At 67.4% G+C, this 24365-nt stretch carries 22 protein-coding genes and 1 pseudogene; 6 read left to right on the plus strand and 17 right to left on the minus strand.

Going from position 1 to position 24365, the window contains the following annotated elements; all coding sequences use genetic code 11:
* Window positions 1–12 precede the first annotated feature (12 nt).
* Both WT26_RS33250 and WT26_RS33255 read left to right on the plus strand, forming a co-directional pair.
* Window positions 13–1149, plus strand: a complete 1137-nt coding sequence (locus tag WT26_RS33250) for a branched-chain amino acid ABC transporter substrate-binding protein (protein WP_081333807.1) — start codon at window positions 13–15, stop codon at window positions 1147–1149.
* 283 nt (window positions 1150–1432) lie between these two features.
* Window positions 1433–2725, plus strand: coding sequence for an MFS transporter (locus tag WT26_RS33255; protein ID WP_069274927.1), 1293 nt, complete (start codon window positions 1433–1435; stop codon window positions 2723–2725).
* Between the two features lie 101 nt (window positions 2726–2826).
* Here the strand turns inward: WT26_RS33255 and WT26_RS33260 are convergent, their stop codons facing one another.
* The 10 genes from WT26_RS33260 to WT26_RS33305 all read right to left on the minus strand — a co-directional run bounded on the left by WT26_RS33260 (window position 2827) and on the right by WT26_RS33305 (window position 15293).
* Window positions 2827–4344 carry an efflux transporter outer membrane subunit gene (locus WT26_RS33260; RefSeq protein WP_069274928.1) on the minus strand — a complete coding sequence of 506 codons (1518 nt, stop codon included), beginning with the start codon at window positions 4342–4344 and terminating at the stop codon, window positions 2827–2829.
* 47 nt (window positions 4345–4391) lie between these two features.
* Window positions 4392–7490, minus strand: coding sequence for an efflux RND transporter permease subunit (locus tag WT26_RS33265; protein WP_059895603.1), 3099 nt, complete (start codon window positions 7488–7490; stop codon window positions 4392–4394).
* Window positions 7487–8584 (minus strand): efflux RND transporter periplasmic adaptor subunit, encoded by a 1098-nt coding sequence (locus tag WT26_RS33270; RefSeq protein ID WP_069271696.1) that lies wholly within the window; start codon window positions 8582–8584, stop codon window positions 7487–7489. Before WT26_RS33270 ends, WT26_RS33265 begins: the two co-directional genes overlap by 4 nt.
* Before the next feature lie 170 nt (window positions 8585–8754).
* The gene (locus tag WT26_RS33275; protein WP_059954543.1) at window positions 8755–9189 is read right to left on the minus strand and encodes a hypothetical protein; all 435 of its coding nucleotides are present in this window, start codon (window positions 9187–9189) and stop codon (window positions 8755–8757) included.
* Window positions 9186–10376, minus strand: a complete 1191-nt coding sequence (locus WT26_RS33280; RefSeq protein WP_042584950.1) for a multidrug effflux MFS transporter — start codon at window positions 10374–10376, stop codon at window positions 9186–9188. The genes WT26_RS33275 and WT26_RS33280 overlap by 4 nt, the downstream gene beginning before the upstream one ends.
* A gap of 57 nt (window positions 10377–10433) precedes the next feature.
* Window positions 10434–11060, minus strand: a complete 627-nt coding sequence (locus WT26_RS33285) for a thermostable hemolysin (protein ID WP_045564012.1) — start codon at window positions 11058–11060, stop codon at window positions 10434–10436.
* A gap of 13 nt (window positions 11061–11073) precedes the next feature.
* Window positions 11074–12549: an AMP-binding protein gene (locus tag WT26_RS33290; RefSeq protein ID WP_059716529.1), complete on the minus strand. Its 1476-nt coding sequence runs from the start codon at window positions 12547–12549 to the stop codon at window positions 11074–11076.
* Window positions 12546–13469, minus strand: coding sequence for a TauD/TfdA family dioxygenase (locus tag WT26_RS33295; RefSeq protein ID WP_230461678.1), 924 nt, complete (start codon window positions 13467–13469; stop codon window positions 12546–12548). Before WT26_RS33295 ends, WT26_RS33290 begins: the two co-directional genes overlap by 4 nt.
* A 222-nt stretch (window positions 13470–13691) precedes the next feature.
* Complete coding sequence (locus tag WT26_RS33300) at window positions 13692–14648, minus strand: LysR family transcriptional regulator (protein ID WP_059592617.1); 957 nt, start codon at window positions 14646–14648, stop codon at window positions 13692–13694.
* Between the two features lie 102 nt (window positions 14649–14750).
* On the minus strand, window positions 14751–15293 hold the full coding sequence (locus WT26_RS33305; protein ID WP_059824643.1) for a MarR family winged helix-turn-helix transcriptional regulator: 543 nt from the start codon (window positions 15291–15293) through the stop codon (window positions 14751–14753).
* A gap of 104 nt (window positions 15294–15397) precedes the next feature.
* On the opposite strand from WT26_RS33305, the gene WT26_RS33310 reads away from it, so the two are divergent.
* On the plus strand, window positions 15398–16246 hold the full coding sequence (locus tag WT26_RS33310) for an alpha/beta fold hydrolase (protein ID WP_060106743.1): 849 nt from the start codon (window positions 15398–15400) through the stop codon (window positions 16244–16246).
* Between the two features lie 16 nt (window positions 16247–16262).
* On the opposite strand, the gene WT26_RS33315 is transcribed toward WT26_RS33310, so the two are convergent.
* The 5 genes and pseudogenes from WT26_RS33315 to garD all read right to left on the minus strand — a co-directional run bounded on the left by WT26_RS33315 (window position 16263) and on the right by garD (window position 19587).
* A complete protein-coding gene (locus tag WT26_RS33315) occupies window positions 16263–16703 on the minus strand; it encodes a DoxX family protein (RefSeq protein ID WP_069274929.1) in 441 nt (146 codons plus the stop codon).
* Between the two features lie 178 nt (window positions 16704–16881).
* Window positions 16882–17253: a DUF1493 family protein gene (locus tag WT26_RS33320; RefSeq protein WP_069271697.1), complete on the minus strand. Its 372-nt coding sequence runs from the start codon at window positions 17251–17253 to the stop codon at window positions 16882–16884.
* Window positions 17253–17333 (minus strand): annotated as a pseudogene (locus WT26_RS39220) (STM2901 family protein); the annotation flags it as partial. The gene WT26_RS33320 and the pseudogene WT26_RS39220, both read right to left, overlap by 1 nt.
* 32 nt (window positions 17334–17365) lie before the next feature.
* Window positions 17366–17821 (minus strand): RbsD/FucU family protein, encoded by a 456-nt coding sequence (locus WT26_RS33325; RefSeq protein ID WP_021159305.1) that lies wholly within the window; start codon window positions 17819–17821, stop codon window positions 17366–17368.
* A gap of 212 nt (window positions 17822–18033) precedes the next feature.
* Window positions 18034–19587, minus strand: coding sequence for a galactarate dehydratase (garD, locus tag WT26_RS33330; protein WP_027790501.1), 1554 nt, complete (start codon window positions 19585–19587; stop codon window positions 18034–18036).
* A gap of 230 nt (window positions 19588–19817) precedes the next feature.
* Here garD and kdgD point away from each other — a divergent pair, with 230 nt between their 5' ends.
* Window positions 19818–20732: a 5-dehydro-4-deoxyglucarate dehydratase gene (gene kdgD, locus WT26_RS33335; protein WP_069274930.1), complete on the plus strand. Its 915-nt coding sequence runs from the start codon at window positions 19818–19820 to the stop codon at window positions 20730–20732.
* 42 nt (window positions 20733–20774) lie between these two features.
* On the opposite strand, the gene WT26_RS33340 is transcribed toward kdgD, so the two are convergent.
* Complete coding sequence (locus WT26_RS33340) at window positions 20775–21314, minus strand: hypothetical protein (protein ID WP_069274931.1); 540 nt, start codon at window positions 21312–21314, stop codon at window positions 20775–20777.
* A gap of 152 nt (window positions 21315–21466) precedes the next feature.
* Between WT26_RS33340 and WT26_RS33345 the strand changes: the two genes are divergently transcribed.
* Together WT26_RS33345 and WT26_RS33350 are read left to right on the plus strand one after the other, a co-directional pair.
* The gene (locus tag WT26_RS33345; RefSeq protein ID WP_069274932.1) at window positions 21467–22381 is read left to right on the plus strand and encodes a LysR family transcriptional regulator; all 915 of its coding nucleotides are present in this window, start codon (window positions 21467–21469) and stop codon (window positions 22379–22381) included.
* A 103-nt stretch (window positions 22382–22484) separates the two neighbouring features.
* Window positions 22485–23615: a DSD1 family PLP-dependent enzyme gene (locus tag WT26_RS33350; protein ID WP_069274933.1), complete on the plus strand. Its 1131-nt coding sequence runs from the start codon at window positions 22485–22487 to the stop codon at window positions 23613–23615.
* A gap of 46 nt (window positions 23616–23661) precedes the next feature.
* Here WT26_RS33350 and WT26_RS33355 read toward each other — a convergent pair whose 3' ends face one another.
* Window positions 23662–24294: a helix-turn-helix transcriptional regulator gene (locus WT26_RS33355; protein WP_069274934.1), complete on the minus strand. Its 633-nt coding sequence runs from the start codon at window positions 24292–24294 to the stop codon at window positions 23662–23664.
* Window positions 24295–24365: the final 71 nt, after the last annotated feature.

Here is a 24365-nt window from a genome sequence, read left to right on the forward strand (position 1 = left end):
GGGGAAGTGAAAGTGAAGCTGAAGGTATCGCACGTCGCGCTGGCCGCTGCCTGCGCACTGTCGGGCGCGAACGCCATTGCCGCCGACGTCGTCAAGATCGGTTTCGCCGCACCGCTGACCGGCCCGCAGTCGAACTACGGCACGGACATGCAGAAGGGCGTGCAGCTCGCGATCGCCGATTTCAATGCGACGCGTCCGACGATCGGCGGCAAGCCCGTCACGTTCCAGCTCGATTCGCAGGACGACCAGGCCGACCCGCGCACGGGCACGACCGTCGCGCAGCGGCTGATCGACGACAACGTCCGCGGGATCATCGGGCACTTCAACTCGGGCACGAGCATTCCCGCGTCCGACCTGTACGATCGCGCGGGGCTGCCGCAGATCTCGATGGCCACGTCGCCGCAATACACCGCGCGCGGCTACAAGACGACCTACCGGCTGCTGACGAGCGACGCGCAAGCAGGCCGCATCGTCGGCACGTACGCGGTGAAGACGCTGCGCTTCAAGCGCATCGCGATCATCGACGACCGCACGGCCTACGGCCAGGGCATCGCCGACGAATTCGCGAAGGCCGTCGAGGCGGCGGGCGGCACGATCATCAAGCGCGACTTCACGAACGACAAGGCGCTCGATTTCTCCGCGATCCTGACCAACCTCAAGGGGATGAACCCGGACGCGATCTTCTACGGCGGCGGCGACGCGCAATCGTCGCCGATGATCCGCAAGATGCGCCAGCTCGGGATGAAGTCGGCGTTCGTGACGGGCGAGATGTCGCGCTCGCCGACGTTCCTGAAGGTCGGCGGCGACGCGGCCGAAGGCGCGATCGTCTACATGGGCGGGCTGCCGAAGGAGAAGATGCCGGGCTTCGCCGGCTACGCGGCACGCTACAAGGCGCGCTTCAACGAAGACGTGATCACCTATTCGCCGTACTCGTACGACGGCACGATCGCGCTGCTCACGGCGATGAAGGACGCGAACTCGACCGACCCGAAGGTGTACACGCCGTATCTCGGCAAGGTGTCGGTCAAGGGCGTGTCGGCCCCGAGCATCGCGTACGACGCGAAGGGCGACCTGAAGGATGCGCCGGTGACGATCTACAAGGTCGAGCACGGCGCGTTCAAGCCGGTCGATACGATCGCCGGCAACTGACGCAGCCCCAGCGCGCGCGGCGCGGCGGCGCCCGGTTCGCCCGCCCGCGCCGCGCGCCGCCGCTCGCTGCCGCCGGAAAGTTGCATGCCCGCCTTGCGCACGTTCGTGCTCCTGTAGAATCCTCCCACTCGCTTGACACTCGTCCCCGCTTGCCCGACCCGGGCGACGCGATGCGTGTTCCGTGCGCCATCCGCGCGCGGCGCACCTCGTCGACGAGGCAGGCCGCGCCTTGGAGACGCGGCGCCGATTCAAACAATTAATTCGAAAACCGATCGTCCTGACCATGCAAGCTTCCGAATTGAGCGGCGTGCCTCGCGCCGCCGAACGCGCGCTCACGCGCAGCGACTACAAGACCCTTGGCCTTGCCGCACTCGGCGGCGCCCTCGAGTTCTACGACTTCATCATCTTCGTGTTCTTCGCGCCGGCGATTGGGCAACTGTTCTTCCCGCACGACATTCCCGACTGGCTGCGCCAGTTGCAGACGTTCGGCATCTTCGCGGCCGGCTATCTCGCGCGCCCGCTCGGCGGCGTGATCATGGCGCACTTCGGCGACCTGTTCGGCCGCAAGCGGATGTTCACGCTGAGCGTGCTGATGATGTCCGTGCCGACGCTGCTGATGGGCCTGCTGCCGACCTACGACACGATCGGCATCCTCGCGCCGGTGTTGCTGCTGCTGTTCCGCGTGCTGCAGGGCGCGGCGGTCGGCGGCGAAGTGCCGGGCGCGTGGGTGTTCGTGTCCGAGCACGTGCCGTCGCGTCATATCGGCTATGCCTGCGGCACGCTGACCGCGGGCCTGACGGCCGGCATCCTGCTCGGCTCGCTCGTCGCCGCCGGCATCAACAGCCGCTACTCGGCCGCCGAAGTCGGCGCGTTCGCATGGCGCATCCCGTTCCTGCTCGGCGGCGTGTTCGGCCTGTTCTCCGTGTACCTGCGCCGCTGGCTGCATGAAACGCCGGTGTTCGCCGAGATGAAGGCGAAGAAGGCGCTCGCCGGCGAAATTCCGCTGAAGGCCGTGCTGCGCGACCACGGCCGCGCGGTGATCGTGTCGATGCTGCTCACGTGGATGCTGTCGGCCGCGATCGTCGTCGTGATCCTGATGACGCCCGCGCTGCTGCAGAAGCAGTTCCACCTGACGCCCGCGACGACGCTGTTCGCGAACAGCGTCGCGACGCTGTGCCTGACGGCCGGCTGCATCACCGCGGGTTCGCTCGCGGGCTGGATCGGCGCGAAGCGCGTGCTCGGCATCGGCGGCATCGGGCTGGCCGCGTGCTACTACCTGCTGTTCGTGCAGGTCGCGGCCGATGCGTCGACGCTGCCGCTCTACTACGGGATCGCGGGCTTCATGGTCGGCACGATCGGCGCGGTGCCGTTCGTGATGGTCAAGAGCTTCCCGGCCGTCGTGCGCTTCTCGGGCATCTCGTTCTCGTACAACGTCGCGTATGCGATCTTCGGCGGCCTCACGCCGGTGATCGTGTCGCTGATGATGAAATCGAATCCGCTCGCGCCGGTCGTGTACGTCGCGGCGATCTGCGTGCTCGGCGCGATCGCCGTGCAGTTCTCGAAGGATGCGGACTGAGCGAAGACGGCACGACGCCTCACGCGTGAAAGACAACGCCACGGTCGAGAGTCCGTGGCGTTGTCGTTTGCGGGGCATCGCATGCGTCTGACCGGCGGCGCTCAACCGTTCGCCGCGGCGGCCGGCGTTGGCGCGGCCGCCTTGCCGTAGTCGACCGGCTGGTCGGCCGGACGCGGCGTCTCGCCGGCCCGCTGGATCCAGCCGCCGCCCAATGCGCGGTACAGCGTGACGAGGTTCGTCCAGCGCGCCAGACGGGCGTTGATCAGCGTCTGCTGTGCCGAGTACAGATCGGTCTGCGCGGTCAGCACCGACAGGTAGCTGTCGACGCCGTTCTTGTAGCGCAGGTCCGACAGGTCGTAGCGACGCTGCTGCGCGTGCTCGTTGCGCTCGAGCGCCGCGATCTGCTGATCGTACGTGCCGCGTGCGGCCAGACCGTCCGCCACTTCGCGGAATGCCGACTGGATCGCCTTCTCGTAGTTCGCGATCTCGATGCGTTTCTGCACGTTCGCGAGGTTCAGGTTCGCGATGTTCTGCCCGCCCTCGAAGATCGGCATCGTGATCTGCGGCGCGAACGACCACGCCGCCGTGCCGGCCTTGAACAGGCCGCCCAGCGTCGGGCTGCCGGTGCCGAACGCGCCCGTCAGCGAGATGCGCGGGAAGAACGCCGCGCGTGCCGCGCCGATGTTCGCATTCGCCGCGAGCAGGCTCTGCTCCGCTTCCATGATGTCCGGACGACGCGTCAGCAGATCCGACGGCAACCCGGCCGGCACGTCCGTCAGCAGGTTCTGCGCGTCGAGCGGCATGCCTGCCGGCAGGTCGTCCGGCAGCGGCTCGCCGATCAGTTGCACCAGCGCGTTCACCGCCTGCGCGCGGGCGCGCGCCTGCGCCTGCTGATTCGCGAGCGCCGTCTCGACGATCGTCTGCGCCTGGCGCAGGTCGAGCTCCGAGCCGGTGCCGTTATCGAACTTCAGCTTCGTCAGGTCGTATTGCGCCTGAGCGGACTTCAGCGTGTTCTCCGTGACCTTCAGCAGGTCGTCGGTCGACAACAGCGTCAGGTACTGGTCCGCGACCTGCGCGACCAGCGCGATCTCCGACGCCTTGCGGGCCTGCGCGGTCGCGAGGTATTTCGCGAGCGCCTGGTCCTTCAGGCTCTGCACGCGGCCGAACAGATCGAGCTCCCACGACGCGGACAGCCCGACGTTGTACGTCGTCGTGATGTTGCGCCCCGGGATCGCCGTCAGCGCGTTCGGCAGCCGCTGGCGATTGCCGGTGCCCACCGCGTCGAGCTTCGGGAACAGGTCCGCACGCGTGATCTGGTACTGCGCACGCGCGGCCGCGATGTTCAGCACCGCGACCCGCAGGTCGCGGTTGTTGTTCAGCGCGATCTCGATCAGCCGCTGCAGGCGCGGATCGACGAAGAACTCGCGCCAGCCGATGTCGGCCGCCGCCTGGCCGTTCGCGCTGCGCGCGCCGGCCGCACCCGGCTGCGTCGCGTAGACGCCGCCGGCCGGGTACGCCTGCGCGACGGGCGCGTCGGGCCGCTTGTAATGCGGCGCCATCGTACAGCCTGCGGCGAAGAGCGCGACCGCCGCGGCGGCCGCAACACGGATCCGATTCATGTTTCTCCCGTTGCGCGCCGTCGCGGCGCGCGTTGACGATGGCGCGCTCATACCGTCTCCAGCACGCGCGCGCGTTCGCTCGTCGCCGCCTCGCGATGCCGCTTCGCGATCAGCGTGTACACGGTCGGCAGCACGAACAGCGTGAACAGCGTGCCGACCAGCATGCCGGTCGAGACCGTGATCCCGATCGCGAAGCGGCTGGCCGCGCCCGCGCCGCGCGCGAAGATCAGCGGCACGAGCCCGGCGACCATCGCCGCGGTCGTCATCAGGATCGGCCGCAGCCGCACGGCGGCCGCGTGCTCGATCGCCGCGCGCCGGTCGAGGTTCTGCGTGCGCTGCAGCTCGTTCGCGAAGCTCACCATCAGGATCCCGTGCTTCGAGATCAGCCCGATCAGCGTGACGAGCCCGATCTGCGTATAGATGTTCAGCGTCGCAAAGCCGAGATACAGCGGCACGAGCGCGCCGCACACCGACAGCGGCACCGACACGAGGATCACGAGCGGATCGCGCAGGCTCTCGAACTGCGCGGCGAGCACGAGGAAGATCACGACGAGCGCGAACACGAACGTGACGGTCAGCCGGTTGCCCTCCTGCACGTACTGGCGCGATTCGCCGAGCCAGTCGATGTCGTAGCCGGGCGGCAGCGCCTGCTTCTGCAGGAACTCGACCGCCTGCCCCATCGTCACGCCCGGCGCGGCCACGGCCGACAGCGTCGCCGAGTTCATCTGGTTGAACTGCGTGAGCGCGTTCGCCTGGCTGCCGTTCGACACGTGCACGACCGTCGCGAGCGGCACCATCTTGCCGCTGCGCGTCTTCACGTAATAGCGGTTCAGCATGTCGGACGACAGGCGCTCCGCGCGCGCGACCTGCGGAATCACGTCGTACGAGCGCCCGTTGTGGTCGAAGCGGTTCACGTAGTTCTCGCCGACGAGCACCGCGAGCGTATCGGCGATGTCCTTCATCGTCACGCCGAGCGCGTTCGCCTGGTTGCGATCGATCGTCACGCCGACCGCGCGGCTGTCGAACGTCAGGTCGCTGTCGACGACCGCGAACAGCCCGCTCTTCGACGCGGCGGCCTTCAGCTTGCCCATCGTCGCGAAGATGTCCTTGAAGTCGGCCGGCGCGCGCAGCACCATCTGGATCGGCAGGCCGCCGCTCGACGCGGGCAGCGACGGCAGCAGGAACGTGAACACCTGGTCGCCGGCGATCGCGTTCGCGCGCGCCTGCACGAGCGCCTGCAGATCGGCGGCGCCGCGCGTGCGCTTCGACCAGTCGACGAGGTTCACGCCGGCGAAGCCGAGATTGGCGCCGCCGACGCCGTTCAGCACGAAGCTCGTGTCGGCTTCCGGCAGCGAGCGGAACACCTTCTCGACTTGCGGCGCGTAGCGTTCGAGGTAGTCGAGGTTCGCGTACTGCGGCGCCTTCACCTGCAGCATGATCGAGCCCTGGTCCTCCTGCGGCGCGAGCTCGCGCTTCACGCCGCTGAACAGCAGCCCGATGCCGAGCAGCACGCCCGCGCCGAACACCAGCACCGCCGGCCGCGCGGCGAGGCTCGCGTGCAGCAGCCGCCGGTAGCCGTGCGTGACGCGCGACAGCGTGTGCTCGATCGCGCGCGCGATGCGCCCTTCCGACATCCGGCTGTCGAGCAGCAGCGAGCTCAGCATCGGCGACAGCGTCAGCGCGATCACGGCCGACACGCACACCGCGCCCGCGAGCGTGAACGCGAATTCGCGGAACAGCGATCCGGTCAGCCCGCCCATCAGGCCGATCGGCGCGTACACGGCGACGAGCGTGATCGTCATCACGATCACGGGCGACGCGATCTCGCGTGCGCCGAGCAGCGCCGCGCGCGCGGGCGGCTCGCCGGATTCGATGTGCCGGTGGATGTTCTCGACGACGACGATCGCGTCGTCGACGACGAGCCCGATCGCGAGCACCATCGCGAGCAGCGTGAGCAGGTTCAGCGAGAAGCCGGCCGCGAGCATCAGCGTGGCGGAGCCGACGAGCGCGAGCGGAATCGTCACGACCGGGATCACGACCGCGCGGAACGAGCCGAGGAACAGGAAGATCACGATGACGACGATCGCGATCGCCTCGACGATCGTCTCGCGCACCTCGTCGATCGACGCGTTGACGAAGCGCGCGACGTCGAACACGTCGCCGATCCGGATGCTGGCCGGCTTGTTGCGCTCCATCGTCGGCAGCAGCGCCTGCACGCCGCGCACGATGTCGAGCGGGTTGCCCGACGGCGTCGCGTTGATCGCGATGTTCACCGCGCGGTGGCCGTTCATCAGCGCGCTCGCGTTGTACTGCTGCCCGCCGAGCTCGATGGTCGCGACGTCGCGCAGCCGCACGAAGCTGCCGTTCGCGTCGGACTTCACGACGAGGTTGCCGAACGCGCCGACGTCGGTCAGGTCGGTATTCGCGGAGATGTCGGCGACCGTAAGCGCGCCCTTCACCTGGCCCGGCGCGGCCTGCACGTTGTTCGCCTTCAGCGCGCTCGCCACGTCCGCGGCCGACAGCCCGTGCGCGGCGAGCCGCGACGCGTCGAGCCAGACCCGCATCGCGAGGTTCTGCCCGCCGACGATCTCGGCCGACGCGACGCCCGGCACGGTCGTGACGAGCGGCTGCGCGACCCGCACCACGTAGTCGGTGATCTCCGGAATCGACAGCGTGTCGCTCGAGAAGCCGAGATACATGACGGCCGTCGGCGCGTCGGTGAGCTTCGTGATCACCGAGTCGTACGCGCCTTCGGGCAGCTTGTACTTGACCTCCTGCACCTTCGCCATGATTTCCGTCATCGCGCGGTCGGCGTTCGCGTTCAGGCGCAGCCGCGCCTTCACGACGCTCTTGCCCTGCGTCGACGTGGAACTCAGGTATTCGATGCCGTCCGCGGTCGCGATCGACTGCGCGATCGGCGTCGTCACGAAGCCCTGCATCAGCGCCTGCGACGCGCCGGGATACGCGGTTTCGACGCTGATCGTCGCGCTCTCGAGCATCGGGTACTGGCGCACCGGCAGCGCGCCGAGCGAGCGCAGGCCGATCAGCAGGACCAGCAGACTGCAGACGAGCGACAGCACCGGCCGCCGGACGAAGATGTCGGTGAAGCGCGCGCCTTGTGTGGGGCCTTGCGTGGGCTGGCTCATCGCACGCTCTCCCGTTGCGCGGTCGCATCGGCGAGCGCCTGCACCTTCGCGCCCGGCGCGACGCGCAGCTGCCCGGTCGTCACGACCACGTCGCCGGCGCACAGCCCGTCCTCGACGATGATGCGGCCCCGGTCGCGCGCGCCGATGCGCACCTGGCGCACGCGCGCCACGCCGACACCGCGCGCGTCGCGCTGCTCGACCACGACGACGCTGTCGCCGGCCTGCGACGTCTGCACCGCGGTATCCGGCACGCTGATCACCGCGTCGCGGCCCGGCAGCGCCAGGTGCGCATCGATGTACATGCCCGGGCGCAGCAGCTGGTCGGCGTTGGCCACGGTCGCCTGCACGGTGATGTTGCGCGTCTCGTCGCCGACCTGCGGCTCGATCGCGGTCACGCGCCCTTCGAAGGTGCGGCCCGGGTAGGCATCCGTCGTCACGCGCACGGCTTGCCCGAGCGCGACGCGGCTCAGCGCCTTCTGCGGCACCGTGAAGTTCGCGTGCAGCGCATCGAGATCGGTGAGCGTCACGATCGCGTCGCCCGGATTCAGGTACTGGCCGAGGTTCACGCGCCGCAGGCCGATCACGCCGGAGAACGGCGCGCGGATCAGCTTCTGCGTGATCACGGCCTGCGTCTCGCGGATGTCGGCGCGCGCGGCGTCGAGCTCGTAGCGGCGCGCGTCGAAGGTCGCCTTCGGTTCGGCGCCGTTCGGCACGAGCTGCTCGGCGCGCGCGAACTGCCGGCGCGTGTAGTCGGCCTTCGCCTGCAGCCCGGCGAGCTTCGCCTGCTCGGGCGCATCGTAGAGCTGCACGAGCGGCTGCCCGGCGCTCACGCGCGAGCCCGCGACGAAGCGAATATCCACGACGCGCCCGGCGACTTCCGGCGCGATCGTCACCTGCCGCACCGCTTCGAGCGAACCGACCGCATCGAGCGACGGCTGCTCGGCGTGCGGCGCGACGACGACGGTTTCGACGGGCAGCGGCGCTGCGGGCGCGGCCGGCCGATCGGCGGCCGACACGCGCTCCATGCGCCACAGGAACAGCGCGCCGAACAGGACGGCCAGCGCGCCGACGGTATAGAACGTTGAGCGTCTCATGGGAATCTTCCCGATCAAGTGAGTCATGGTGTCAGTGTGGTCGGGCCCACACACGCCAGATGTCAAATTTTTGAAGGCCCGTTTAAATATTTCGTGCGGCGTCCGTACGAAAAAAGAGCCGCACGTCCGGCGGCAACCGGACGTGCGGCCTGAAATCGCTCACCGCCGGGTCAGGATCGGGGAGTGAGCGGGCGCAGCGCGTCGAGGGACCACGCGCGCGCATACGGATGCCACATCGCGAGCAGCACGGCGCCGAGCAGCAGCAGCGGGTTCGTGCTCACGGCCCCGCACATCAGGAACAGCGCGGACATCGCGGCGGCCGCGGCGATCCCCCAGCCGGCCGCGACGCCGAGCAGGATCGACAGGCCCGCGCCGAGCTCGAGCCACGGCACCGCGACGTTGATCGCGGCGACGTGCGGCAGCGCGAACCGGCCGATCGCGTCGACGAGCGCGAGCCGCACCGCGTCGGGCGCCGCGGCGGAGCGGGTGGCCGCGGCCGCGAGGAACGGCGCGGCGTCGAAGCTCCCGGCGAACTTCGACAGCCCGGCCCACGCCCAGAACACGCCGAGCACGACGCGCAGCGCGAGCGCGGCGGCCGCCTTCATCGCGCCACCTGAACGTGCAGGCGATGCAGTTGCCGGAACGCGAACGAGCTCACGCCGAGCAGGCACATGAACATCACCGCGATCGCCGCGTTGGTCGCGATCGGCAGCGCGCTCACGATGCCCGACGCGAGCGAACCGAGCACCAGCATCAGGCAGCCCTGCAGGCTCGCCGCGGCGCCCGCGCGCCCCGGAAACAGCGCCATCGAGCGGGCCATCGCGTTCGAGAAGATGAAGCCCTGCGCGAACGCGATCAGCATGATCCCGCCGAGCGCGGTGACGAGCACGAGCGCGGTGCCGCTCGACGCGACGCACGCGACGCCGAGCGCGAACAGCACGATCCCGCCGCGCATCAGCTGCTCGCCGCTGTAGCGCTTGATCAGGCTGCGGTTCAGCGTCGTGCCGCCGAGGTAGCACAGGCCGACGGCGAGCGCCGTCGATCCGAAGTACGACGCGCTGTGCCCGAGGCGATGCTGCACGATGTACGGCCCGATCACGTTCCACATCAGGAACGCCGAGAAGCTCATCCCGAGCATCCCGACGGCGGACAGGAAATGCGGATCGGACAGGATCTCGCGGTAGCCCGCTATCGTTTGCGCCGGCGTGCGCCGCATCTCGGGCCGCAGCGACTCGCGCAGCCCCGCGAAAGCGAACGACAGCACGACGAGCCCGTAGCCGCAGTAGACGACGAAGTTCCAGCGCCAGCCCGCCATCTCCTGCACGAGCCCGCCGACGTACGGCGCGATCACCGGGCCGAGCCCGAACGCGAGACTCAGGTAGACGATCGCGACGCGGAAACGGTCGCCCTTCACGGTATCGACGAGCACGGCGCGCGCGACCACCTGGCACGACCCGATCGCGAAGCCCTGGATCGCGCGACCGACCATCAGCGCCTCGAACGACGGCGCGGCCACCGCGAGTGCGCTGCCCGCGATGAACAGCGCGAGGCCGGCCAGCACGGACGGCCGGCGCCCCCACCAGTCGGCCAGCATGCCGAACGCGAGCTGGCCGAGCGCATAGAACACGAGCGTGATGGTGATCGTGTTCTGCATCATGCTCGGCGCGACGCCGAGCTCGCGGCCGATCGCCGGAATGCTCGGCGCGTACAGGTCGATCGCGATCCCGCCGACGCTGTTGATCAGCGGCGCCAGGAACACGAGAAAGTTTTCGTATTGTTTGGAATCGGACATGGGGACGTTCCAGATGTAACGAGGCGGGCCGGCGCCGAAGCGCACGGCCCACCGGGATCAATGACCAGTCGCGGCGAGCGCGACGTGCCGGGAAGCGCAGCGCGGCGGAGGCTTGTCGTCGAGCGGGCTCCAGGCGGGCAGCTCGTCGCGCGCAGCCATGCCGCCGATCTTCACCATGATCACGCGCGGCGCGTTGTCGTAGTACGTGCCCCAGTCGACGTGCTGGTCGCGCACGCGGCTCACGCTTGCGTGACCGAGATCGTCATAGCCGATCTGCAGCGACTGCACGATGTGCCGCACCCGCTCGGTCGCCGTCATCAGCACGTACCGGTAGTGATGCTGGGCAAGCGTGCGGAACACGTTCGCGATCAGGTAGCGCCCCGCGCCCTTCGAGCCGAACGACGAGAACTGCCCGAGTTCGACGAGCTCCGCGCGCGACAGCCCGTACAGGTGCGTCAGCGACTCGTCCAGGTAGTACTCCGAGAAGAGCGGGGCGCTGTCGCCCCAGCTCAACCCGACGCACGCGTAGCCGGGCAGCGTCATCGCGCGGTCGGTCAGGCACCAGAACTGGTCGGGGCGCGGCTCCGGGCGCGCGCCGTGCGCCTGGTAATAGTTCTGGGCGACCGCCAGCTGCATCGCGCGATAAGCGGCCTGCCCCGGATGGAAAGTTCGTACGATGTGCACGTTCGGCTCCCGGTCAGTACAGCGACGCCGCGAGATCGCGCTCGATCAGCTGGCGGCGCGGCCGGCCCGTGACCGTGTAATAGTCCTTGCGGAAGCGCTCGATGTCGGCCACCACCCGCACGCGCCGCACCCGCGCGAAATCCGCGAGCCGCGGCTCGAGGCGCGCCATCTCGCCGAGAATCGCCGCCTCGTCGTGCTGCGACAGCACGATCGCCGCCGGCTCTTCCCGGCCTTCGCCGAACACGACGATGTCGTCGATCAGCGCGCTTTCCTTGTAAACCGTCTCCACCCACTCCGGCGAGATGTTGCGGGCCGTCGAAAGGATGATCACGTGCTTCTTGCGGCCGGTGATGTACAGGTAGCCGTCGACGATCTCCGCGATGTCGCCCGTGTGCAGGTAGCCGTCGGTCAGCTCGCACGACGTGTCGTCCGAGTTGTAGTAGCCGGCGCACAGCGTCGGGGTGAGCACGCGCAGCTCGCCGTCGACGATCGACGGCACGATGCCGTCGAGCAGCGGGCCGGCGGATCCGATGCGGCGATGCCCCGGATGGTTCAGCGAGATGATCGAGCTGTTCTCGCTCAGGCCGTACGCTTCGTAGACCTGCACGCCGCGCTTGTCGAGCGATTCGAGCACGGTGGCCGGAATCTTCGCGCCGCCGGTGATGATGTGCGGATTGCGGCGGCCGAACAGGCTCGTGACGCTCGTCGATTCGAGCAGCGCGTCGGCTTCCTCGAGCAGCTTCGGCGGCAGGTACAGGAAGTTCGGATCGACCTGCGCGATCAGGTCCAGGTAGTCGCGCGCATTGCCGCTGCGCGCGCCGTACTCGGCGTAGCGCGCCGGCATCAGCGTCAGCGAGCCGCCGGACAGGATCGGCAGGAACACGCCGAGCACCTGTTCGATCAGCAGGCTCATCGGCACGATCGACAGGTAGTCGAGCGGCGCCTGCGGCACGCGCTTCAGCACGTTCGTCACGAGCAGGCCGACCGCCTCGTCGCGGATCTTTACGCCCTTCGGCTTCGACGTCGTGCCGGACGTATGGATGATCCCGCAGATGCCGGGCTCGATCCGCTCGCCGGCCGGCGCGCCCTGCGCGGGCCACGCGCTGCGCTCGCTCGCGGCGTCGAGGCACGCGATGCCGGGCAGGATCGCGCTGATGCGCGCCGCGGTGTGCGCGTCCTGCGCGAAGATCGCGGTGGCCTTGTGCAGCAGGCTGCCGATCTGCTCGTCGGAGAATTCGATCGGCACCGGCAGCAGCACAGCCTTCACGCGGAAGATCGCCAGCATCGTCGCGACCCACGTATAGCTCGAGCGGGCGGCGATCCCGAACACGAGCCCGCTGCAATCGCCGTACACGTCCTGCAGCGTCGCGGCGATGCGCTCCACGTCGGCGCGCAGTTCCGCGAGCGAATAGTCGCGGCCTTCCATCTCGCGCACGACGATCCGGTCCTGCGCTTCGGCGAAATGACGTTCGAGAAGTGCGCTGATCATGCAATGGCTCCTTTGCGATAGCTTTGTGCGCCGAAGATCCGGCGGCCCGTATCCGCGAGGCGGCGGCGGCCGTGCATCACGCGGGTGTTGTCGATCACGACGATGTCGCCCTTGTTCCAGAACAGGTCGTACGTGTAGCGCGCGGTCACGTCCTTGATTTCGTCCCACACCTCGAAATCGATGTCGGTGCCGTCTTCCCACGTGATGAGCGGCGGTTCGTAGTTCACGCTCGGGCCGAGCAGCGAATTGCAGAACGCGCGGCGGCCGGAGAAGCAGCTCGTGGTGATCGCATCCGTCACGCGTTCGGACGACACGAGGAACTGATCGAGCCGGCGGTAGTGCTGGCCCGGCACGCGCTGGTTGACGACTTCGAGATGCGAGTCGTTCACCTCATGCGCGCTCACCTGCAGCTCGATGCTCAGGAACCGCTGCACGTTCGGCCAGGGAATGCGGCGCGCGTACTTGATCTTGCGCTGCTCGAACAGGCGGCGGGTGGCCGGCGACAGCTCGTGCAGCACGCGCAGGCCGTCGCACATCGTCGTCTCGGAGCCGACGCGCGCCGGCTCGAGGCAGAAGAACCACTGCAGGTCCGGCGTGAACGGCAGGTTGCCGTTTTCCTGGTGCAGGCCCATCTCGAGGTGGCCCGCGTCGATTTCCGCGGTGTTCTCGGTCGACGCCTTGCGCGCCGGATCGAACGTGACGCGCGCCGAGTGCTGGCTGACGAAGCGGTTGAAATCCTCGAGCGTGTCCGCGAAGTTGCGGTAGATCACGACGCCCGAGTGGGCAAGATTTTCGTACAACTGATCGGTATCGACGATATCGATCGCCTTCTGGCCCGGCTCCAGGCTCTCGATCAGTTCGAAGCCGAAACGCGGCAACGGTTTGTGGTGGACCTGCGCGGTGACTACGTCAACATCCATCATGTGTGCCTCTCACTCTCAGTGTGGTTAGTCTTGGTGTGTTCGAGTCCTGGCCTCGTCGAACACCACTCAATTTACCGACACGAAGCGGCACGCCGTTTTAAAAATTAAAAGCTGGATGTAATTTTGTTGAGAGATTCGTGAAAAAGCCTGCCGGGTGCTTCCTCACGCGAAAGAATCGGCCGGGCGGCGCGCCCGACGGCACGCGCCGCCGCGGCCCGTTCAGAGCGCGTGCGCCGCGCCGGGTTCGAGCGCGTTCGCGCTCGCGAGATCCTTGAACAGCATCCGCATGCTGCGGATGTCGTGGTTCTTTTCCATCTGGGTCGCCCAGATCACGTCGAGCGTGAAGGTCGGAAAGCCGAGCGGCACGTCGCAGATCTGCACCGAAGGCGGGATCGACAGGTACGGAATCAGCCGTTGCGGCAGCGTCAGCACGACCGGCAGCCGCGAGACGATGTTCAGGCAGGCCTGATACGTGTTCGCCCGCGCGACGATGTTGCGCGAGCGCCCGAGCTTCTCGAGCCAGCCGTCGATCATGTTGCGCTCGGAGATCCACGGCGTCGGGAACACGTGATGCATGTCGCAGAACTCGTCGAGCGTCACGCGCGTCGTCGGCGCGAGCTTGCGCGATGCGGTCAGGCACACGAACGTGTCGGACAGCACCGATTCCCATTGCAGGTCCGGATGCAGCCGGTGATAGCCGGGGCCGAAGCCGGTCGCGAAATCGATCTCGCCGGCGAGCAGCCGCTCGACCGGCAATTCGCGGCCGAGCCGCTCGACGATCAGCGACGTCTCGCGGCCGCGCTTCATGAACGATTCGAGCACGCCCGGCAGCAGCAGCAGCTCGAAATACTCGGGCGCGCACACGCGGATCACGCGGTGCGCGGCCGCGGCGACCTGGTCGTCGTCCATGTCCGCGCAATGGTTGACCGCATCGATCACGTTGCGCAGATACGGCTCGATCACCTCGGCTTTCGGCGTCGCCACGAGGCTGCCGTGATCGACGTCGAACAGCACGTCGTGAAAGCAGTTGCGCAGCCGCTTCAGGCAATAGCTGACGGTCGGCTGGCTGATGCTCAGCACCTCGGCGGTGCGGCGCGCGCTCTTGTGTTCGTACAGGCACAGAAACACCATCACGTCCTGCAAGTCGAGTTGGCGCAATACGTTGTTGTTGAGCACGATATGTCCTGGTCGTTTTTCGTTGTGTTTGTGATGCGTGCGGGCCCTCTCAAGCCCGGACGGCTCGGCGCGCGGTCCATGCGCGCCGGCCGCGTTGCGCGCCTAGCCGGCGCCGTCGTCCGGCGCCAGCGCCTCGCCCGGCAGCGCGAGCAAGGCGGTCTTCAGCAGCGCGGCGAGCGCCGCGCGCTCGTCGCGGGCCAGTCCGCCGAGCAGCAGGTCCTGCGTCTCGACGTGCACCGCGACCGCCCGGTCGATCAGCGCGAGCCCGTCCGGCGTGAGCCGCACCGCGAGCCCCCGGCCGTCGTGCGGGTTCGGCACGCGCTCGACGAAGCCCGCCTGTTCGAGCCGCATCAGCCGGTTGGTGATTGCGCCCGACGTGATCATCAATGAGCGGTACAGTTGCGTCGGCGACAATTCATACGGCTTTCCCGCGCGCCGCAGCGTCGCGAGCACGTCGAACTCCCCTTCCTTGAAACCGAACGGCGACAACGCCTCGGCGCGCGCCTTTTCACAGTGCTTCGCCAGCCGCGCCAGCCGGCCGAAGATCTCCATCGACGTCACGTCGAGCCCGGGCCGCTCGTCGCGCCATTGCGCGACGACCCGGTCGACGTGATCGACGCGATCGCTGGATGCCTGAGCGCTCATGAATATCCTCGCATCTGAAGAGGTCATCAAACCCCGCTTGTCATGAATATATCTCAATATTAAGATAACCACGAGAGCGCACGTGGGCGCGCAACGGAGCACACATGGCAAAACTATCATTCAAAGACCACGATCTCTATTACGCGGACATCGGCAGCGGCCTGCCGATCATGCTGATTCACGATCTGGGCAGCTGCGGACTCGCCTGGGCACGCCAGGTGCCGTTCCTGCGTCACGCGGGATATCGCGTGATCGTGCCGGACCTGCCCGGTCACGGCGCGTCGTCGTACCCGTCGCGCACGCTCGCGATGGGCGAGCTCGCCGCCGACCTGGAGGGCCTGCTCGATCATCTCGGTCTCGACAGCGCGGCGCTCGTCGGCCTGTCGCTCGGCGGCGCGATTGCGCTGACGGTCGCGATCGACGCGCCGTCGCGCGTCGGCAAGCTGGTGGTGTGCAACGGCTGTTCGAACCTGGTCGCCGACGACCACATGCGCCGCGTCGCGCAATGGAAAGCGGGATTCCAGCGTGGCGACGGCCCGGTGCGCTGGTTCGAGGAGATGTGGCCGTCGCTGGTCAGCGCGGAATTCGCGCAGTCGGAGCGAGGGGAAATTGCGTATCAGATCGGTCATGCGCGCGCTGCCGCGACCGACGCGGCGCATCTCGCACGCATATGCGACAGCATTGCGAGCTACGACGTGCGGCGCCGCCTGAATCTCGTGCGCAGCGAAACGCTGGTGCTGCACAGCGAGGACGACGGCGTGTATCCGCCGGTCGAAGGCCGGCGTCTCGCGGCGATGATCCCGGGCGCGCAGTTCGGTTCGCTGCCGGGCAGCGGCCACCATCCGAATCTCGATCGCGCCGACACGTTCAACTGGACGCTATTGCACTTCCTGTCCGGTCACGATCCCGCGTTCGCCGCGCGCGCCGAGCCGCCGGGCCTGCCGTTTCAGTAGGCGGCCGGGCGCGCGTTCAGCGCAGGCCCGAACCGTACGACGAAGCGGGCCGGCGCACGCCGTCGATGCTCGCGCCGCCGGCGCCGGTGACGAACAGCAGCAGGAAACCGCCGGCGATCGCGACGTTCTTCCAGAAGTGAATCACCATGTCGTGCTGGACGGCGGCGCTCGTCGCGTCCCAGAAATTGTGCCCGACCATCGCGGTCGCGATCGTGTAGACCGCCATCAGCAACGCGAGCGGCCGTACCTTGTAGCCGACGATCAGCAGCAGGCCGCCCAGCCCCTCGATCGCGACGACGACCGGCGCGACATAGGTCGGAAACGGCACGTTCAGGCCGCGCAGGTAGCTGACCAGGTCGCCGTAGCCGAGCAGCTTCATGATGCCGCCCCACAAGAACAACGCCGCCAGCGCCAGGCGTGCGAAAAAAATGACGCCGGAATCGACGGTACGCGTCATGCCTCTCTCCTCGTTACAGTTCGGCCTGCCGAGCGGGTCGCGGCCCGGCAAATGGGCCAGCATAGAGGGTCTTTTCGCCGCGTCCAAGAAAAAGGTTGTAGCAAAACGTTGCAACCTCTTTCAATCCCGACGAACCTGCCGAAAATTCATCAGCAGATTCATGGTCTTACCATGCCCGCTACCGGCTGTTGACCGTCAGCGCTTCAATATCAGTGGTATCCCAACGTCCTCGACGCATCGCCTCGGCCAACATCCCAAGCGTCAGCGGGACGAGGTCCGCGTCTCGATGCTTCTTCGAGAACAGCCCGAGAACCAGCTTGATTACGTCGAGACTGTCGGGACCGAAGTACCGACTGTACGGAAAGCCTTGGGCCTCGACGCAGAATGTCTCGGCCCATTTGTCGACGAACTCGACGGCATCAAGGCCCGTCAAGTGCAAGTCCTCTTCGAGTCTGCTGTCCGGCGTCAACTTCAACGGACCACCGAAGATCGGCTTGCCCAGTTCTTCCCGGGCAAAGGCTTCAAGTTGATCCCAAATCGCATCCGCCATTACAGCACCCGATCTTCAGGTTTCACGATCCGGTTGTACGATGCCACCGTGTTTCGCATGATGAGGACAACATCTACCAATGCGATGCGGAGACCGCCAACCTCACAAATGTTTAGCCCGCGTCGCTCAACAACACGCCTTTCTTGAAGATGAAGCATCCATAGCCGCGCAGTTCGCCGGTGACGATCACCGCGTACGCCTGCTGCGCGCGCTCGTAGAACGCGAAACGGTCGATGCCCGCGAGCGGCACCGCGCGCCCTTCCGCGCGGTCGATCTCGGCCTGCACCTCGCGCTGCACGGGCGGCACCGCGGCTGCGTCGCCGACGACTTCCATCCGCCATGCGGGCGTGTCGACGAACGTGTCGAGCGGCAGCACGGACAGCACCGCGCGCACGACGCGCGCCGAATCGGCGCCGTCGATCCGCAACGCGCGGCCGACCACCGTGTGCTCCGCGACGGATTCCGCCGGGAAATTCGCGTCGCAGATCGCGATTTCGTCACCGTGCCCCATCGCGCGCAGCGTGTGCAGGATGTCGGCGTGCAGCAGCGGGTCGAGATTCTTCAGCATGTCGGCTAGTCTCCGGGATCAGGAACGAATCGCATAACGTTACCCGATCCCGGCAGCCGTTGCGCTCGGCTCACGACGTTCACGAGGCTCACGGCGCGCCGGCGGTCGGCAACGTTCAAGGCAAGCAGGCTTCGCGCATCGCGCGCGCCCCAAACGAATGCGGGCGCCGCGAAGGCGCCCGCATGCCGATCGACCGTCCGATCGCCCGCGCGTCAGGTCACCGGCGCCGGATTGAACAGCGTCAGCGCATTCGCGAGCTTCCATTGCTCGGCCCACGTGCGGCGCTTGCCGCTCGCGACGTCGAGCATCAGCCGGAACAGTTCCCAGCCGGTGTCCTCGATCGTCGCCGCGCCGGTCGCGATCCGCCCCGCGTCGAGATCCATCAGGTCATGCCAGCGGCGCGCGAGATCGCTGCGCGTCGCGACCTTGATCACCGGCACCTGCGCGAGGCCGTACGGCGTGCCGCGGCCGGTCGTGAAAACGTGCAGGTTCATCCCGGCCGCGAGTTGCAGCGTGCCGCAGATGAAGTCGCTCGCGGGCGTCGCCGCGTACAGCAACCCCTTCTGCTTCGCACGATCGCCGGGACGCACGACGCCGGCGATCGGCGCGCTGCCCGACTTCACGATCGAGCCCATCGCCTTCTCGACGATGTTCGACAGGCCGCCCTTCTTGTTGCCGGGCGTCGTGTTCGCACTGCGGTCGACGCGGCCGCGCTGCAGGTAACGGTCGTACCAGTCCATCTCGCGGATGATCTCGCGCGCAACGTCCTCGTTCGCCGCACGCGACGTGAGCTGCGCGACGCCATCGCGCACTTCCGTCACCTCGGAGAACATGATCGTCGCGCCCGCGCGCACCAGCAGGTCGGCCGCGAAGCCGACGGCCGGATTCGCGGTGAGCCCCGAGAACGCGTCGCTGCCGCCGCACTGCACGCCGACGACGAGATCCGACGCGGGACACGTCTCGCGGCGGCGGCGGTTCAGCCGCTCGAGATGCGATTCGGCCATCTTCATGATCGAGTCGATCATCGAGTTGAAGCCAACGTGCGCGGCGTCCTGCAGGCACACGACGCCGCCGTTGTCGCCAGCGCCGTCGGCCGCCACCGGAATCGCGCCCGGTGGCAGCAGGCGCTCGGGCTGCAGCTTCTCGCAACCGAGGCTCACGGTCATCACCTCGCCGCCGAAGTTCGGATTCAGGCTGATGTTGCGCAGCGTGCGGATCGGGATGTCGGCGTCGGGCGCGTCGATCGCGACGCCGCAGCCGTACGTGTGCTCGAGCCCGACCACGTCGTCGACGTTCGGGTAGCGCGGCAGCAGCTCGGCCTTGATCCGCCGCACCGCATGCTCGACGACGCCCGACACGCACTGCACGGTCGTCGTGATCGCGAGGATGTTGCGCGTGCCGACCGAGCCGTCGGCGTTGCGGAAGCCCTCGAACGTATAACCTTCGAGCGGCGGCAGCGGCGGCGCGGCACGCGTCGCGAGCGGCAGGTCGTCCAGCCCCGGCGGCTCGGGCATGCGCATCGTGCGCTCGTTGACCCAGCTGCCGCGTCGCAGCTCGGCCAGCGCATAACCGATCACCACGTTGTAGCGGACGATCGGGTCGCCGGCCGCGAGATCGACCAGCGCGACCTTGTGCCCCTGCGGCACGCCTTCGCGCAGCGTCAGCCCGTCGGCGAACGTCGCGCCCTCGGGCAGGCCGCCGTCGTTGACGACGATCGCGACGTTGTCGTCCGGATGCACACGGATGTAGAGCGGGGAAGCAGTCATCGGAATTCCTGGAGGCCACCGGACAAATCGTTAGTCATCATATGACATTGAACACCACCGGAGCATCGTACGTAAACCCTTATCCGGAAAGACCCTATCACCATGACGACAGCAAACCGCTTGCACCCTCTCTTCCCGTTGTTGTACGATGACATACAACGACATCGCCAATGTGGCTCGTATGCCGTTCCCGACGAACCCAGCACTCGCGCTAGACGGACGACCCAACCATGACTTCACCGCAAGAACTCAAACAGATCATCTCTCACGGCCTGCTGTCCTTTCCGCTGACGGACTTCGACGCCGACGGCAGCTTCCGCCCGTCCACCTATGCCGAGCGCCTGGAATGGCTCGCGCCGTACGGTGCGAGCGCGCTGTTCGCGGCCGGCGGCACCGGTGAATTCTTCTCGCTCACGCAGCGCGAGTACTCGGACGTGATCCGCGTCGCGACGGAAACCTGCAAGGGCAAGGTGCCGATCCTCGCCGGCGCGGGCGGCGCGACGCGCGTCGCGATCGAATATGCGCAGGAGGCCGAGCGCCTCGGCGCGAGCGGCGTGCTGCTGATGCCGCATTACCTGACCGAAGCCAGCCAGGAAGGGATCGCCGAGCACGTCGAGCAGGTGTGTCGCGCACTGAAGATCGGCGTCGTGGTGTACAACCGCGCGAATTCGAAGCTGAACGCCGACATGCTCGAGCGCCTCGCCGATCGTTGCCCGAACCTGATCGGCTTCAAGGACGGTGTCGGCGAGATCGAAAGCATGGTGACGATCCGCCGCCGCCTTGGCGACCGCTTCGCGTATCTCGGCGGCCTGCCGACGGCCGAAGTCTATGCCGCCGCGTACAAGGCGCTCGGCGTGCCGGTGTATTCGTCGGCCGTGTTCAACTTCATCCCGAAGACCGCGATGGAATTCAACGAAGCGATCGCGAAGGACGACCACGCCACGGTCGGCCGCCTGATCGACACGTTCTTCCTGCCGTACCTGAAGATCCGCAACCGCCGCGCGGGTTATGCGGTCAGCATCGTGAAGGCGGGCGCGAAGCTCGTCGGCCACGACGCGGGCCCCGTGCGGGCGCCGCTCGTCGACCTGAACGACGAGGAAGTCGCGCAGCTCGACGTGCTGATCAAGAAGATGGGCCCGCAGTAAGCGGTTCGCGGTCGGGCATGACGGCGCGGCCGGCCGCCGCCGTCACATCTTCGAAATGCTCTCGACGATCGCGCGGCGCACCCGCTCCAGCTTCGCGCTGGCCACGGCGAACCGGGTGCTGTCGCCGCCACCCGGCTTGTCGCGCAGGAGTTGATCCCGCACGCTCGGGTCGACGACCGTATCGAAGAACTGCCGCACGGTCAGCATCGCGTATTGCTTCGCGCGCGCGAGCTGCTCGTTGGCCTGGGTCAGTGCGGCGAAGCGGGCAGCCGGATCGGTGTCGTCGATGCCGCGCCGGTACTGGAGCGCGAACACCAGCGCTTCCATATCCAGCCTGAATCGGCGCACGGCCGCGCCGAAGGCGAGCGAATGCGCGTCGGCGCCCGTGACGACGCGCCCCTGGTTGATCGTCACGTCGAATTCGCTGCCGCCCAGTTCACGCTGCAGCGCGAACAGTTCGTTGCTGAGGACGCGCCCTTCGCTGTATTCGCCGACCTGGCTGCGGACCGATCGTGCGACGTCGCCGATCGCTTTCCACAATCCGGCCGCGAACAGGTGATCGCCACGCTTGTTGATATTCATTGCGTCTGTTCCCTCGTTCTGATTTTTCTCAATCTCTCAGGCTCCGCTCGCGGGCCTGACGGCCCGAAGCTCCGCTACTGTAGGAGAAAATCCGGCGACGCGAAAGCCGGCAACGCATAATGCGCGGCAAAGCTCGCATTAAGGTACGCGAAATGCTCGACCTCGACGACCTTCGGCTCGTACGCGCGATCGGTACGTCGCGCTCGCTGGCCTCCGCCGCCCGGCTGCTCGATCTCACGCCGCCTGCCGTCACGATCCGCCTGCAGAGAATGGAGGAGCGGCTGGGCGCAAGGCTCGCCGTGCGGAAATCGAACGGGATTTCCTTGACCGACGAGGGGCAGCGGCTGTACCAGGAAGCGCTCGACATTCTCGAGCGCGTGGAGGCTTTGCCGATCCATATCTCGGGGGAGCACGGGGAAGTGCAAGGCACGCTCCGCGTCGTCGCCCCGCTCGGCTTCGGGCGAAAGTACGTCGCGCGGATCGTGCGCGACGTGCAACTGGCTCATCCGAAGCTCGAAATATCGCTGCACCTGTCGGACAGCCCGTTGACCAGTGCGTCGGGGGCCGACGTGGTCGTGCACGTCGGCAGCCTCAAGTCGTCGTCGTGGATCGGCTATCCGCTCGCGCCCAACGAGCGCTTTCTGTGCGCGAGCCCCGCGTATGCGCGTCGCATCAAGGCATTGAACCATCCGTCCGACCTGGCCCGATACGACTGCCTGTGCCTGCGCGAGAACGACGAGGACATCCCGCGATGGCGCTTCTCGCAGGAAGGCGACCCTCGACGGTCCACCGTGATCCGCGTCACCGGCCCGTTGTCCTCCAACGACGGCACCGTCATCACGGAATGGGCGCTGGCCGGGCTCGGGATCGTCGAGCGCTCCGAGTGGGACGTCGCTCCGCTGCTGGCGAACGGCAGGCTCGTCCGGTTGCTGCCCGACTGGCGGTTGCCGTCCGCGCCGGTGACCGCGCTCTTGCCGTCGCGAACAGGCAGGTCCGTCCGGCAGCGGATTTTTCTCGAAACCGCGAAGCAATTCCTCAGTCCGCCGCCCTGGCGCAACAACGCATGAAGGATTAAACGTCGCTTAATGATGGATTAGGCGGCCGTTAAGCACACGGGCAGTCGTCGGGCCTACAGTGTTCGCATCGATAACACATCGAGGCAAACGCATCATGGGCATTCAGACGCTCGACACCCCCGCCGCATTGATCGATGCCGGTCGCATGCGTCACAACATCGGCCGCATGCAGGCCCATCTGGACGCGCTCGGCGTCAGGTTCCGGCCGCACGTCAAGACCACCAAATGCGCGCACGTCGTCGACGCCCAGATCGCCGCGGGCGCGCAAGGCGTCACGGTGTCGACGCTCAAGGAAGCCGAACAGTTTTTCGCGCACGGTATCCGCGACATCGTCTACGCGGTCGGCATGGTGCCCGCGAAGCTCGGCCAGGCGCTCGCGCTGCGCCGGCAGGGCTGCGACCTGAAGCTGGTCGCGGACAGCCTGCCCGCCGCGCACGCGATCGTCGAATTCGGGCGCGCGCATGGCGAGCGCTTCGAAGTGTGGATCGAGATCGACGTCGATGGTCATCGCTCAGGCATCCAGCCGGAGGACGCGTTGCTGATCGACGTGGGGCGGGTGCTCGTCGATGGCGGAATGATCCTCGGCGGGGTCCTGGCTCACGCCGGCTCCAGCTACGAATACGACACCCGGGAAGCGTTGGTGAAGATCGCCGAACAGGAGCGCAGCCGCACCGTGCGGGCGGCAGAGCGCCTCCGGGCCGCCGGGCTGCCCTGCCCGGTCGTGAGTATCGGCTCGACGCCAACCGCACTTTCGGCCGAAACCCTCGAGGGCGTCACGGAAGTTCGGGCGGGCGTGTACGCGATGTTCGACCTCGTGATGCACAACATCGGCGTATGCGACCTGTCCGACATCGCGCTGTCGGTGCTGACCACCGTCATCGGACACCAGGAAGAGAAAGGCTGGGCGATCATCGACGCGGGCTGGATGGCAATGAGCCGCGACCGCGGCACGCAGCGTCAGGCACACGATTTCGGCTACGGACTGGTATGCGCGGAAGACGGTGAAGTGCTCGGCGAGTACGTCGTGAGCGCCGCCAACCAGGAGCACGGGATCGTGTCGCGCGCGGGCGCGCCCGACTCCGGCATCGCGCATCGGTTTCCGATCGGCACCCGCCTGCGCATCCTGCCGAATCACGCGTGCGCCACCGGTGCGCAACATCCCGAGTATCACGCCGTGGGCGACGATGGCTCGGTACAGACCTGGCCGCGATTCTATGGATGGTGAGCGAGCACCTGGTGGGGGCGAATGCCGCGACACGCGGCGTGCCCAGTTACTTGGCGTCGTTGTAGACGGTCGCGCGCGAGACGCCCAGGTGTTGCGCAATCGTCTCCATCGACCGCCGCAAGTCCAGATAGCCCTCTTCCTTGAGCGCCTGCATCAGCGCCCTGCGCTGGTCGGTACGCAGCGCTTGCGGCGTGGTCGCCAGGCTGACCGCGAACCGGTCGATCCGTTCGCGAAGCGAGTCGGCGGTCGACGGGTCCAGCGATTCCTTGACCACCTCCCCGCTGGGAACCGAAAACTGTTCCAGCAGAGTCGCGATGCTGCGGAACAGCGTCACGTCGACGTTCAGGCAGAGTGCGGCGAAGTAATGCCCTTCCGAATCCTTGATGCCGATCGACGTGCTCTTGGCCTGGCGCCCGTCGCTGAACCGATTCGCATAGTTCGCGAGCACTTGCGGGAAATCGTCGTCCGCGATGCGGGCGAGGCCGAGCTCGGTCGCGGGATCGCCGACTGCGCGTCCCGACAGGTTGTTGTGGATGGCGAGAATCGCATGCTTCGGCGAGCGCAGGTCGTGAACCACCACCTCCGTAAACGGCGCCAGCGTCTCGCCCAGCCCCGCTGCGATTTGCTTGACCTGCTCGAGAATGACCTGCTGTTCGCCGGTCAGTCGTTTCTTAGCCATCCTGGACTCTTCAACTAATTTTGGTCGCATTGTATAGGTTCTGCGCAGCACCGCACGACTTGACTGTTCGT

The sequence above is a fragment of the Burkholderia cepacia genome (genome assembly GCF_001718835.1).
GTDB classification, from domain to species: Bacteria; Pseudomonadota; Gammaproteobacteria; order Burkholderiales; family Burkholderiaceae; genus Burkholderia; species Burkholderia cepacia_F.

Coding starts and splice junctions, on each gene's coding strand:
- WT26_RS33255 (WP_069274927.1), top strand. CDS start 1,433: ATGCAAGCTTCCGAATTGAGCGGCGTGCCTCGCGCCGCCGAACGCGCG.
- WT26_RS33260 (WP_069274928.1), bottom strand. CDS start 4,344: ATGAATCGGATCCGTGTTGCGGCCGCCGCGGCGGTCGCGCTCTTCGCC.
- WT26_RS33265 (WP_059895603.1), bottom strand. CDS start 7,490: ATGAGCCAGCCCACGCAAGGCCCCACACAAGGCGCGCGCTTCACCGAC.
- WT26_RS33270 (WP_069271696.1), bottom strand. CDS start 8,584: ATGAGACGCTCAACGTTCTATACCGTCGGCGCGCTGGCCGTCCTGTTC.
- WT26_RS33275 (WP_059954543.1), bottom strand. CDS start 9,189: ATGAAGGCGGCCGCCGCGCTCGCGCTGCGCGTCGTGCTCGGCGTGTTC.
- WT26_RS33280 (WP_042584950.1), bottom strand. CDS start 10,376: ATGTCCGATTCCAAACAATACGAAAACTTTCTCGTGTTCCTGGCGCCG.
- WT26_RS33290 (WP_059716529.1), bottom strand. CDS start 12,549: ATGATCAGCGCACTTCTCGAACGTCATTTCGCCGAAGCGCAGGACCGG.
- WT26_RS33295 (WP_230461678.1), bottom strand. CDS start 13,469: ATGGATGTTGACGTAGTCACCGCGCAGGTCCACCACAAACCGTTGCCG.
- WT26_RS33305 (WP_059824643.1), bottom strand. CDS start 15,293: ATGAGCGCTCAGGCATCCAGCGATCGCGTCGATCACGTCGACCGGGTC.
- WT26_RS33310 (WP_060106743.1), top strand. CDS start 15,398: ATGGCAAAACTATCATTCAAAGACCACGATCTCTATTACGCGGACATC.
- WT26_RS33315 (WP_069274929.1), bottom strand. CDS start 16,703: ATGACGCGTACCGTCGATTCCGGCGTCATTTTTTTCGCACGCCTGGCG.
- WT26_RS33320 (WP_069271697.1), bottom strand. CDS start 17,253: ATGGCGGATGCGATTTGGGATCAACTTGAAGCCTTTGCCCGGGAAGAA.
- WT26_RS33325 (WP_021159305.1), bottom strand. CDS start 17,821: ATGCTGAAGAATCTCGACCCGCTGCTGCACGCCGACATCCTGCACACG.
- garD (WP_027790501.1), bottom strand. CDS start 19,587: ATGACTGCTTCCCCGCTCTACATCCGTGTGCATCCGGACGACAACGTC.
- kdgD (WP_069274930.1), top strand. CDS start 19,818: ATGACTTCACCGCAAGAACTCAAACAGATCATCTCTCACGGCCTGCTG.
- WT26_RS33340 (WP_069274931.1), bottom strand. CDS start 21,314: ATGAATATCAACAAGCGTGGCGATCACCTGTTCGCGGCCGGATTGTGG.
- WT26_RS33345 (WP_069274932.1), top strand. CDS start 21,467: ATGCTCGACCTCGACGACCTTCGGCTCGTACGCGCGATCGGTACGTCG.
- WT26_RS33350 (WP_069274933.1), top strand. CDS start 22,485: ATGGGCATTCAGACGCTCGACACCCCCGCCGCATTGATCGATGCCGGT.
- WT26_RS33355 (WP_069274934.1), bottom strand. CDS start 24,294: ATGGCTAAGAAACGACTGACCGGCGAACAGCAGGTCATTCTCGAGCAG.